10 protein-coding genes are annotated in these 11,787 nt (G+C 72.7%); 7 read left to right on the forward strand and 3 right to left on the reverse strand.

Going from position 1 to position 11,787, the window contains the following annotated elements; all coding sequences use genetic code 11:
* From BKE38_RS21720 to moaB, 6 genes are all read left to right on the forward strand, one after another.
* Positions 1-772: uracil-DNA glycosylase (locus tag BKE38_RS21720; RefSeq protein WP_106409279.1), on the forward strand; the 772-nt coding region annotated here is incomplete at its 5' end.
* Between the two features lie 266 nt (positions 773-1,038).
* Positions 1,039-2,730 carry a lytic transglycosylase domain-containing protein gene (locus BKE38_RS21725; protein ID WP_242662534.1) on the forward strand — a complete coding sequence of 564 codons (1,692 nt, stop codon included), beginning with the start codon at positions 1,039-1,041 and terminating at the stop codon, positions 2,728-2,730.
* Positions 2,731-2,970: 240 nt separating this feature from the next.
* Positions 2,971-5,457: an ATP-binding response regulator gene (locus tag BKE38_RS21730; RefSeq protein WP_076959339.1), complete on the forward strand. Its 2,487-nt coding sequence runs from the start codon at positions 2,971-2,973 to the stop codon at positions 5,455-5,457.
* 6 nt (positions 5,458-5,463) lie between these two features.
* Positions 5,464-5,850 (forward strand): response regulator, encoded by a 387-nt coding sequence (locus tag BKE38_RS21735; RefSeq protein ID WP_076959334.1) that lies wholly within the window; start codon positions 5,464-5,466, stop codon positions 5,848-5,850.
* The gene (locus tag BKE38_RS21740; RefSeq protein ID WP_076959335.1) at positions 5,843-7,510 is read left to right on the forward strand and encodes a diguanylate cyclase; all 1,668 of its coding nucleotides are present in this window, start codon (positions 5,843-5,845) and stop codon (positions 7,508-7,510) included. Before BKE38_RS21735 ends, BKE38_RS21740 begins: the two co-directional genes overlap by 8 nt.
* Positions 7,511-7,520: 10 nt before the next feature.
* Entirely contained in the window at positions 7,521-8,054 is a 534-nt protein-coding gene (moaB, locus tag BKE38_RS21745; protein ID WP_076959336.1) for a molybdenum cofactor biosynthesis protein B, read from the forward strand.
* Positions 8,055-8,220: 166 nt separating this feature from the next.
* Here the strand turns inward: moaB and BKE38_RS21750 are convergent, their stop codons facing one another.
* The 3 genes from BKE38_RS21750 to BKE38_RS21760 form a co-directional block, all read right to left on the reverse strand.
* Entirely contained in the window at positions 8,221-9,342 is a 1,122-nt protein-coding gene (locus BKE38_RS21750) for a PA0069 family radical SAM protein (RefSeq protein WP_076959337.1), read from the reverse strand.
* Positions 9,343-9,428: 86 nt separating this feature from the next.
* On the reverse strand, positions 9,429-10,034 hold the full coding sequence (locus tag BKE38_RS21755) for a CoA pyrophosphatase (RefSeq protein ID WP_106409278.1): 606 nt from the start codon (positions 10,032-10,034) through the stop codon (positions 9,429-9,431).
* Positions 10,031-10,615: a DUF1285 domain-containing protein gene (locus BKE38_RS21760; RefSeq protein WP_242662535.1), complete on the reverse strand. Its 585-nt coding sequence runs from the start codon at positions 10,613-10,615 to the stop codon at positions 10,031-10,033. The genes BKE38_RS21755 and BKE38_RS21760 overlap by 4 nt, the downstream gene beginning before the upstream one ends.
* 135 nt (positions 10,616-10,750) lie before the next feature.
* On the opposite strand from BKE38_RS21760, the gene BKE38_RS21765 reads away from it, so the two are divergent.
* Positions 10,751-11,755 (forward strand): AAA family ATPase, encoded by a 1,005-nt coding sequence (locus BKE38_RS21765; protein WP_076959338.1) that lies wholly within the window; start codon positions 10,751-10,753, stop codon positions 11,753-11,755.
* The last annotated feature ends 32 nt before the right edge of the window (positions 11,756-11,787 follow it).

Genomic DNA, 11,787 nt, shown 5'->3' on the forward strand with positions numbered 1-11,787 from the left:
CCTCGGAGATGTGTATACGAGCCAGCCCCGTGACCCGCCCCCCCGCCCGGCGGAGCGTGGCGGGGCGCCGGCCCCGCGCGCGCCGCTGAAGCGCCCGGCGGCGGTGCTGCCGCTGACGCGGCCGATGACCAGCCCGGCCGCCGAGGGCGCCGCGGCGCTGGCCGCCGGGGCCGGCAGCCTCGAGGCGCTGCGCGAGGCCATCGCCAGCGTCGAGTCCCCGCTGCGCGACACCGCCACCAACATGGTCTTCGCCGACGGCCATCCCGGAAGCGGGCTGATGTTCGTGGGCGAGGCGCCGGGCGGCGACGAGGACCGGCTGGGCCGGCCCTTCGTCGGCGTCTCCGGCCAGCTGCTGGACCGCATGCTGGCCAGCATCGGGCTGGACCGGACCAGCGAGGCGCCGGGCACCGGCTTCTACATCACCAACATCCTGCCCTGGCGGCCGCCGGGGAACCGGACGCCGACGGATGCCGAGATCACCCAGTTCCTGCCGCTGGTGCTGCGGCATATCGAGCTGGTGCAGCCGCGCCACGTGGTGATGCTGGGCGGCACCTCGGCCAAGGCGCTGCTGCGCGCCAAGGACGGCATCACCCGGCTGCGCGGCCGCTGGCACCGGCTGGCGGCGGGCGGCGCCGAACTGCCCGCCCTGCCGACGCTGCACCCGGCCTATCTGCTGCGGAACCCGGCGGCGAAGCGGGATGCCTGGGCCGATCTGCTTCTGTTGCGACGCAGCATCGACTCGGAAAATGTGAATAAGTCGCCACCAAAATAAACGGATCTTGATGAAACCTGCGGCTCCAAGCTGCTGGATTTCCTTAGAGATGTCTCATGTCGTGAGATTTGTCCCGACATCAGGCATTGCCCCCCCGGCGCAGGGCCGTTAACGCCTTCAACGCCATGCGAGCGTTCTGCACCATGGCCCTGCGTCCGCGCATCCTGGCCTTCGGCCTGGGCTGCGTGGCGTCGCTTGTGGGGGGGGCTCAGGTCCCCGCCCAGGCGCAACGGGCCGGAGAGACCGCCCCCCTTGAGCGGGCTATGATGAGCGTCCCGAACCCCACCCTGTCCGCAGGCGTGGCGGGACTTCCGCAACCCCTTGCCCCTTCCGACGCGGCACGGCTGTCGCGCGTCTTCGCGCTGCAGAAGCACGGCGACTTCGCGGCCGCCCAGGCCGAGGCCGAGCGTCTGGAGGACCGGCGGCTGATGGGCCATGTGCTGGCCGATCGCTGGCGCCGGCCCGGCGCGCCGGAGCCGTCGGTGCCCGAGCTTTATGCCTGGCTCGCCGAATATGCCGACCATCCGGATGCGGCCTATCTGCACAGCGTGCTGCGCCGCCGCCTGCCGCGCAACGCGCCGCATCCGCCGGCCCCGCCCGACGAGTTCCTGGCCCCCGAGGCCGAGGCGGTGCCGGAGGAGCGCGAGCCGCCCAACCGCGCCGTCAGCCGCGACGCGCGGCTGGACCGGACGGTGCGCTCGGCCGCCGGCGACGGCGATGCCGAAGCCGCCCTTTCCGCGGTCAGCCGCGGCGCCAGCGGCAGCTATGCCGGGCTGCTGCGCGCCGAGGTGGCCCTCGCCTTGTTCCAGAAGGGCCGCGACGAGGAGGCCTACCGCATCGCCGGCGAGGCCGCCCGCGCCCAGCCGGGCCTGGCCTATCCCGCCTTCGTCGCCGGCCTCTCGGCCTGGGGCATGGGCAAGGCCGACCTGGCGCTGGCCCAGTTCGAGGCCGCGGCCCGCGCCGACAGCGCCGCCCCGGCCCTGCGCGCGGCGGCGGCCTTCTGGACCGCGCGGGCGGCGATCCGCACCCGCCGGCCGCAACTGTATGTGCCCTGGATGCTGCAGGCGGCGCAGGAGCCGCGCGCCTTCTACGGCATGATCGCCCGCCGCATCCTGGGCCTGGCCCCGGGCTTCGCCTGGGAGCGGGAGGTGGCCGGCGAGGCCGAGGGCGCGGCGCTGGCCGAGACCGCCTCCGGCTGGCGGGCGCTGGCTTTGCTGCAGATCGGCCAGGGCGAGCGCGCCGAATCCGAGCTGCGCCGGCTCTGGCCGGTGGCGCAGGGCAATCCGGGCCTGTCGCGGGCGATGCTGGCGGTCGCCAGCTCCGCCGGCATGACCGAGCTCGCCGCCCAGGTGGCGGCGCTGGCCCAGACCAGCGACGGCCGGCCGCGCGACTATGACCGCTTCCCGCTGCCGCGGCTGGAGCCGCTGACCGGCTTCCGCGTCGACCCGGCCCTGCTCTATGGCCTGGCGCTGCAGGAAAGCCGCTTCGACGCCCGCGCCGTCTCGCCGGCCGGCGCCCGCGGGCTGATGCAGATCATGCCGGCGACGGCGGCCTATATCCTGAAGGAATCGGGGATGCGCGGGGGGGCGGCCGGCCGGCTGCACGACCCCGCCTTCTCGATGGAGCTGGCGCAGCGCTACCTACACCTGCTGACCTCGCGCGAGGTGGTGGATGGCGACCTGATCCGCATGCTGGCCGCCTACAACAACGGTCCCGGCAATGTCGGGCGCTGGGCGCCGAACGTGCGGCACCAGGACGATCCTTTCCTGTTCGTCGAGAGCATTCCGGTCGGCGAGACCCGGGTCTTCGTGCAGCGCGTGCTGACCTATTCCTGGATCTATGCCAGCCGGCTGGGCCTGCCTTCGCCCAGCCTGGACGCGCTGGCGGCGGGAAATTTCCCGCGCTTCGGCAGCCCGGCCCTCGAGGTGGCCGAGCAGCCGGCGCCGCGGCTCCGCTGAGCCGCGCGGGACGGCCGGGGCGTTTTCCCCGGCCGTCCCGTCGCGCGACACCGGTCGCGCCTAAGAGTTTTATTCTCTTCTCCTGACGCATCCTGCCAAGAAAGACCGCGGTTGCACGGCCGCGCGGCGCATGCCATCCGGGCCCCGGCGCAGCTTGCGCTGGGCCGCCCGGTCCGGCGGGGCGCGCAAAGCCGCGCCGCCGCGTCGCTGCCGCTCACCCCGACCAGGATGGTCCCCCGCATGGTCCAGTTCGCCGCCCACCGCCGGGTCAGCCTCGCCACGCTGATCACCGCCCTCGTGCTGCTGCTGATCTTCGCCGCCGGAGGCTTCGCCGCCTGGCGCGTGCTGGAGGACGGGCGGGAGCAGCGGCTGGCGGTGGATTCCAGCACCCAGACGGTGACCAGCCTGCTGGAGCTGCGCAACTCCGTCTTCGAGGCGGTGGTGATGCGCAACCTGGCGCTGTCCAGCCCGGGCGACCAGGCGGCGCGCCAGGCCTATGACGAAGCGCTGGCCCAGCTGCGGCGGCGCCAGGCCGCCATGCTGGCCCTGGCGCCGGAGGGCGACCCGCAGGCCCCGGCGGCCTCGGCGCTGTCGCGCGGGCTGGACGCGCTGGCCGCCCGCATGCAGCAGACCATCCGCCTGGTCGGCGCCGAGGTCGACCTGCCGCTGCTGCTGCGCGAGGCGGGGAACGAGCGCGGCCGCCTGGCCGCCGCCATCGACACCATGATCGCCCGGGAACGGGCGGACCTGGCCAGCTACAACCAGGCCTATCTGGTCAAGGTCGAGCAGCTGCGCACCGTCTTCGTGCTGCTGCTGCTGACCGCGGCGACGCTGGCCATCGCCGCGGTCTGGGGGCTGCACCGGCACCTCTCCGCCTCCGCCAGCCGCTATGCCGAGCTGGAGGCGGCCAAGCAGGTGGCGGATGCGGCCAATGCGGCGCTGGGCGAGAGCCGAGGCCGGCTGCAGTCGATCCTGGACCACGCCCGCGACGTCATCCTGCTGGTCGATGCCGAGGAGCGGGTGCAGGTCGCCAACCTGGCCGCCTCCGAGCAGTTCCAGCTGACGCCGGACGAGCTCGCCGGCAGCCGCATCCGCGCCCTCATCCCCGGCTTCGGCGTGCGTGACGGCGAGGTGCAGGCGCGGCGGGCCGATGGCAGCCTGTTCCCGGCCGAGCTTTCGGTCGGCCACTACGCCGAGGGTGGCGCCGTCTGCGTGCTGCGCGACGCCACCGAGCGGCACCGGCTGGACGCGCTGAAAAGCGAGTTCGTCTCCACCGTCAGCCATGAGCTGCGCACGCCGCTGACCTCGATCCGCGCCTCGCTCGGCCTGGTGATGGGCGGCGTGGTCGGCCAGCTGCCGGCCCAGGCGCGCGACCTGCTCGACATCGCCCACAAGAATTCCGAGCGGCTGGTGCTGCTGGTCAACGACATCCTCGACATCGAGAAGATCGAGAGCGGCCGGCTGGACTTCCAGCGCGAGCGGACCTCGGCGCGGCAGCTGCTGGCACAGGCGGTCACCGCCAACCGCGCCTATGGCAGCCAGTTCGGCGTCGAGTTCCTGCTCGACGAGGACGGGCCGGACGCGCAGATCTATGCCGACGTGCAGCGCGTCCAGCAGGTGCTGGCCAATCTTCTCTCCAACGCCGCCAAGTTCTCGCCGCGCGACGGCAAGGTGGTGGTCAGCCTGGGCATCGATGCCGGCAACGTCACCTTCAGCGTGCGCGACTTCGGCCGCGGCATCCCGGAGGAGTTCCGCGGCCGCATCTTCCAGCGCTTCGCCCAGGCGGATTCTTCCGACGCGCGGCAGAAGGGCGGCACCGGCCTCGGCCTGTCGATCAGCAAGGCGATCATCGAGCACCATGCCGGCACGATCGGCTTCGAGGATGCCGAGGGCGGCGGCACCCGCTTCTTCTTCTCGCTGCCGCGGCTGGTGGAGCGCTCGGCGCCGCTGCCGCTGGCCAGCCCGAACGGCCAGCGCCGCCGCGCCCTGGTGGTGGAGGACGATCCCGATATCGGCCTGCTGCTGCAGCGGATCCTGGACCAGTATGGCTGGGACAGCGAGCTGGCCGGCAATGCGGCGGAAGCGATCGACTGGCTGGACCGCGGCCATTTCGACGCCATGACCCTGGACCTGATGCTGCCGGACGAGGACGGGCTGTCGCTGTTCCGCCGCCTGCGCCGCCGCGAGGACGGCCGCGTCCTGCCGGTGGTGGTGGTCTCGGCCATCGCCGACCAGGGTCGCCGCGCGCTGAACGGCGATGCGGTCGGCGTGGTCGACTGGCTGGACAAGCCGATCGACCCGGCGCGGCTGCGCGCGGCCCTGCGCCAGGCGCTGCAGAACCATGGCGGCCCGGCCACCATCCTGCATGTCGAGGACGATGCCGACATCACCCGCGTGGTCTCCGCCGTGATGGGCGACGCCGCGCAGATGGTCCCCGCCCGCAGCCTGGCCGAGGCGCGGAGCGCGCTGGCCGGCCCCGATCCCTTCGCCCTGGTGATCATCGATGTCGGCCTGCCCGACGGCAGCGGCCTCGACCTGCTGCAGGACATCCGGGCGCTGGACCCGCCGCCGCCGGTGCTGATCTTCTCCGCCAGCGACATGGATGCGCGCACCACGCGCAGCGTCGCCGCCTCGCTGGTGAAGAGCCGCACCGACAACCGCGCCCTGCAGGGCACCATCCTGAACCTGATCGAGGGCACGCCCTCGGCCCCCGCGACCGAGGCCTGAACCGCCATGACCGAGCTGAACCGCATCCTCTATGTCGAGGACGACGACGATGTCCGCCGCCTGGCGGCCCTGACCCTGCAGGCGGTCGGCGGCTTCACCGTCGAGGCCTGCGCCTCCGGCACCGAGGCGCTGCGGAAGGCGGAAGGCTTCGCGCCGCAGCTGCTGCTGCTCGACGTGATGATGCCGGAGATGGACGGGCCGACCACGCTGGAGCGGCTGCGCCTGCTGGAGGCCACCAGGGCGACCCCCGCCATTTTCATGACCGCCAAGGTGCAGCCGCAGGAGGTGGCGCGCTACCGGGCGCTGGGCAGCATCGACGTCATCTCCAAGCCCTTCGACCCGATGAGCCTCTCGGCCCAGGTGCGCGACATCTGGAGCCGCCGCGATGGTTGAGGCCGTCCCCGGCGCCGCCGAGCTCGAGATGCGCGATGCGCTGCGCCGGCTGCGCGCCGACGGGGTGCAGCGGCTGGGCGAGCGGGTGCGCGCGCTGGAGGCCGGCTGGACCGCGCTGCAGCCGCGCCGCCTGGCCTGGGACGCCGCGGCGCGGGTCGAGGTGGCGGAGCTCGCCGCCTCCGCCCATCGGCTGGCCGGCGCCGGCGGCACCTTCGGCTTCCCGGCGCTCTCGGCGGCCGCGGCGCCGCTGGAGCTGATCCTGCTCGGCCTGCGCGACGAACACAGCCCGAACGCCGCCCATATCCGCCAGGCGACGCTGCTGATCGGCGCCGTCGCCGCCGCCTGGGAGGCCGGGCCCGACGGCCGGGACAGCGCGCCCGGCACCGCCGCCGCGCAGAACCGCGCCGAAGCCGCCGAACCCGTCTTCCTCTTCGCCGAGCCGCGCGACCGGGCGATGCTCTCGGCCGTCATCGCCAATCTGGGCTATGCCGTGACCCGCCTGCCGGACGGGGCGGCGGGCGCGGCCGAGACGCCGCCGCGCATCGCCGCCGCCGTGGTCGACGATGCCCTGCCCGGGGCGCTGGAGCTCTGCCGCCAGCTGGCCGACCGCGCGCCGCTGGTGCTGCTGGCTGGCGAAAGCGGCTTCGCGGCCCGGCTGCAGGCCGCCCGCGCCGGAGTCGAGGCGGTGGTGCCGAAGCCGCTCGACGTCAACGAGCTGGCCGACTGGCTGGACCACTTCGCCGGCAGCCGCGCCGAGGCCGCGCCTTCGATCCTGGTGGTCGACGACGACGCCCTGCTGGCCGAGGCCTATGCGCTGGCGCTGCGCCAGGCGGGGATGCAGGTCACCGCCATCTCCGATCCCGGCCAGGCGATCGCCGCCATCGCCGCGGCGACGCCGGACCTGGTGCTGATGGACATGCAGATGCCCGATATCGACGGCATCGAGCTGGCCCGTGTCATCCGGCAGACGCGGCGCAACCTGTCGCTGCCGATCCTGTTCCTCTCGGCCGAGCAGGATCCGCAGAAGCAGATGCTGGCCCGCCGCCTGGGCGGCGACGACTTCATCCCGAAGCCGGTCGACCTGGACCGGCTGGTCGACCTGGTGCGGCTGCGCGCCGAGCGCGCCCGCGCCCTGCGCGCGGTGATGGAAACCGACAGCCTGACCGGGCTGCTGAACCACGCCCGCTTCAAGGAACGCCTGGGCCTGGAGCTGGAGCGGGCGCAGCGCCACGGCATGGCGCTGTCGCTGGTGCTGCTGGACATCGACCATTTCAAGGCGGTCAACGACACCCATGGTCATCTGGTCGGCGACCGGGTGATCCGCGGACTGTCGCGCAGCCTGCAGAAGCGGCTGCGGCGCACCGACGTGATCGGCCGCTATGGCGGCGAGGAATTCGCCGTCCTGCTGCTGAACACCGCGCCCGACGCCGCGGCCGAGATCATCGACGGTATCCGCGAGCGCTTCGCCGAGACGCCCTTCGAGACCGCCGGCGGCCATTTCTTCTCCCGCTTCAGCGCCGGCGTGGCGGGCATCGACGCCGGCCCTTCGGCCCCGACGTCGGGCGAGGCCTTGATCTCCGCGGCGGATGCTGCCCTCTATGCCTCGAAGCGTGCCGGCCGCAACCAGGTGACGCTGGCGCCTGACACCGCGGCGCCGTGAGGAGAAGCCCATGCCGATCGACGAGTCGCTGCCCTTCCTGCCGGTTTCGATCGCCATCCTGACCGTCTCCGACAGCCGCGACCTGGCCAGCGACAAGTCGGGCGCCATCCTGGCCGAGCGGGTCGAAGGCGCCGGCCACCGCCTGCACAGCCGCCAGATCGTCCGCGACGAGGCGGACACCATCGAGGCGGTGCTGCGCGGCTGGATCGCCGATGGCGAGATCGATGTCGGCATCACCACCGGCGGCACCGGCATCACCGGCCGGGACGTGACGCCGGAAGCCTTCACCCGCGTGCTGGAAAAGGAGATCGCCGGCTTCGGCGAGCTGTTCCGCATGCTGAGCTACCAGAAGATCGGCACCTCGACGATCCAGTCGCGGGCGATCGGGGGCGTCGCGGGCGGGACCTACCTCTTCGCGCTGCCGGGGTCTTCCGGGGCGGTGAAGGACGGGTGGGACGATATCCTGCGCTTCCAGCTCGATGCCCGGCACAAGCCGTGCAACCTGGTGGAGCTGATGCCGCGGCTGCAGGAGCATCTGAAGTAAGACAGGCGGGCAGGGGGCTCCGCCCCCTGCACCCCCGCCGGGGTGACAGTGTCACCCCGGACCCCGCCGTCAGTTGGCGCCACGAGGCCAGAGGCGGGACGCAACATGAATGTGGGGGTCTGGGGGCATTCAATGCCCCCAGATTCTTCCCTTGCCTGTCTTCTCTTCAGAAAAGATCCAGCTGCCTCCCTTCCCCCGGAAGGAGAGGCGGCGAGAACTGCGAGCAATCCAGCTCCGCCCCGTCCCGTTTCTCCAGCCCCAGGCGCCGTGCGGCGATGCGGAAGCGGGTGGCCAGCATCTCGGCATAGGGCCCGGTGCCGGACATGCGCTGGGCGAAGTCGCTGTCATAGACGCGGCCGCCGCGGGTCTGGCGGACCAGGGACAGCACCTTGTCGGCGCGGTCGGGCATGTGCTCGCGCAGCCAGTCCTCGAACAGCCCGGCGATTTCCAGCGGCAGGCGCAGCAGGACATAGCCGGCGCGGGTGACGCCGCAGGCGGCGGCGCGTTCCAGCAAGCGCTCCAGCTCCATGTCGTTGACGGCGGGGATCATCGGCGCGGCCAGCAGGGCGGTCGGGATGCCGGCATCGGACAGCTCCCGCAGTGCTGCGAGCCGCCGCTCGGGGGAGGCGGCGCGCGGCTCCAGGATGCGGGCCAGCTTCGGGTCCAGGGTCGTCACCGACAGGCAGACGCGCACCAGGCGGCGCTCCGCCAGGCGGGCCAGGATGTCGCGGTCGCGCAGCACGCCGGCCGACTTGGTGACGATGGTCACCGGATGGCCGAAGCGTTCCAGCACCTCCAGGATGGTGCGGGTCAGCTTCATCCGCCGCTCGACCGGCTGGTAGGGATCGGTGTTCGAGCCCAGCGCGATCGGGCGCGGCGTGTAGCCGGGCTTGCGCAGCTCCTTCTCCAGCAGCGCGCCGACATCGGGCTTGAACAGCAGCCTGGTCTCGAAATCCAGGCCGGGGGAGAGGCCCAGATAGGCGTGACTGGGGCGGGCATAGCAATAGACGCAGCCATGCTCGCAGCCGCGATAGGGGTTCACCGCGCGATCGAAGCCGATATCGGGCGAGCTGTTCCAGGAGATCGCCGAACGGGCGGCGTCGCGGGTCAGGGTGGTGGCCAGCGGCGGCAGCTCGGCGAAGGCTTCCTCCAGGGTCTGCCAGCCGTCGTCGAAGGCCTCCAGCGCCAGCCGGTCGAAGCGCACGGCCGGGTTGCTGGTGGCGCCGCGGCCCTTGCGCGCGCCCTCCAGCAGGCTGGAGGCGTCGGCGCGGATGCTGCCATCCGGCATGACCAGTTCCCTTTCCGTTCGCGCCCTGACTCATTCGTCAGGGTTGCCCGGAAGTCAAGAACATGATGCGAACGGAGGCGTCGCCGTCAGCCCTCGCGCAGCAGATCGGCCAGGCTTTGCATGATCGCGGCGGTGGCCCCCCAGACATAGTGCTCGGCATGCGGCCAGACGAAGAAGTGGCGTCGCTCGCCTTTCCAGATGGCGCTGCGGCGCTCCGGCAGGGCCGGGTCCAGCAGCGGCGCCAGGTCGTATTCGAAGGCCTGCTCCACCTCGTCGGGCGCGTTCACCAGGTTCAGCGGCGGCTCCAGCAACGCCAGCACCGGCGTCACGTGATAGCCGGTGCCGGTCAGGTGCTCGGGCAGGCGGCCGAGGATGCGCGGCAGGCGGGGGTCCAGCCCCACCTCCTCGGCGGCCTCGCGCAGCGCGGCCTGCTCGGGGTTCTCGCCCGGCTCGATGCGGCCGCCGGGGAAGGCGACCTGGCCGGCATGGCTGGACAGGCGGGCGGCGCGCAGCGTCAGCAGCAGGGTCGGCCGCGGGTGCAGCACGACCGGCACCAGCACGGCGGCGGGCGTGCCCTGCGACTCGACGCGCTGCGCCGCGGCGCGGGCCAGGCGGGCCGGGTCGGACAGCCGCCGCTCGACCTCCGCCGCGTCGAGCGGCAGGGCCAGCGGCACGGGAAGGGCAGCGGTCACTGCGCCAGCGCCGCCTTGCCGGGGACGTCGTCGATCGGGAAGAAGACGCCCTCGCTCCAGACGCCCAGCACCTCGCGGCCGTCCACCGTCTCCGGCTCGGCCAGCGCCACGAGCTCGGAGAAGGTGGCGCGGTTGATGCGGGCCTCCAGGCCGGGGCGCACCGTCACATAGGGCCGCGGCTCGCGCGAGCGGCGGTCGATCGCGACGCGGATCGGGTGGTCGGCATCGGCGGTGACCATCTCGTCCAGGTTGGTGCGGAAGGTCAGGCATTGCCGCCCGTCGCAGCGCCGCCAGAAGACCTCGACGGCGATGAAGGGCGCGTCCTCGACCACGATCGAGCCGCGCTCGGCCGGCGTCTCCAGCCAGTAGCTGCCATCCTCCGCCCGCTGCAGCACCGAGGCGAAGAGGCAGACCAGCTCCTTCCGGCCGATCGGGCTGCCCTGGTAGTGCCAAGTGCCGTCGCGGGCGATGCGCATGTCGAGGGCGCCGCATTCGTGGCGCGGCCGCGGCGGCCCACCCGGCTTGGGCTTCTTGAGCGGGGTTCCGGCGCCCTGCGTGCGCAGGCAGGCGCCATGTTCCATCGCAGATTGTTTCAATGCTTCGTCCATGCGCCCGGTGGTCATAGGCTTCCCCAAGTGTCGCTCCTGGCAGAAGGGGCGGGCTGGCCATCGCAGGCCGGCTTCCCATATCCGGTCTATATAAGGAGGCGCAGAGGCATGGTTGAAGTGGCAGACCCCACGGATCCGAACTTGCTGGTGGCCGAGGTCGAGGCGCTGGGCGTCCGGCTGGCGCGCGTCCGCCAGGCCGTGGGCCGCGTCATCTTCGGCCAGCCCGACGTCGTCGAGCAGGTGCTGATCACCATCCTCTCGGGCGGCCATGTGCTGCTGGTGGGCGTGCCGGGCCTGGGCAAGACCAAGCTGGTGGAGACGCTGGGCACCGTCCTTGGCCTCGCCGAGAGCCGGGTGCAGTTCACCCCCGACCTGATGCCCGCCGACATCCTGGGCAGCGAGGTGCTGGAGGAGGCGGGCGACGGCAAGCGCGCCTTCCGCTTCATCAAGGGCCCGGTCTTCTGCCAGCTGCTGATGGCCGACGAGATCAACCGCGCCTCGCCCCGCACCCAGTCCGCCCTGCTGCAGGCGATGCAGGAGAGGAAGGTGGCGATGGCGGGCCAGGTGCATCCGCTGCCCGCCCCCTTCCATGTGCTGGCGACGCAGAACCCGATCGAGCAGGAGGGCACCTATCCGCTGCCCGAGGCGCAGCTCGACCGCTTCCTGCTGGAGGTCGAGGTCACCTACCCCGATGCGGCGGCCGAGCGCGCCATGCTGCTGGCCACCACCGGCGCGGCAGAAGCCAAGGCTGAGGCAGCGCTTACCGCCGCCGAGCTGCTCTCGGCCCAGGCGCTGATCCGCCGCATCCCGGTGGGCGAGCAGGTGCTGGACGCCATCCTGGCGCTGGTGCGCGGCGCCCGGCCCGAGACTGCCACCCTGCCCGCCGTGCGCCAGCACCTGGCCTGGGGTCCCGGGCCGCGTGCCGCCCAGGCGCTGATGCTGGCCTGCCGCGCGCGTGCCGTGCTGGACGGCCGGCTGGCGCCGAGTGTCGAGGATGTGATCGCGCTGGCCGAGCCGGTGCTGCGCCACCGCATGGCGCTGAACTTTTCCGCCCGCGCCGACGGGGTGAAGCTGGCCGACGTGATCGACGCGCTGAAGGCCAGCCTTGGCTAGGCCGGGGGGCTCGGCTTCCCCCGCCACCACCC

This window comes from Teichococcus deserti, assembly GCF_001982615.1.
GTDB lineage: Bacteria > Pseudomonadota > Alphaproteobacteria > Acetobacterales > Acetobacteraceae > Pseudoroseomonas > Pseudoroseomonas deserti.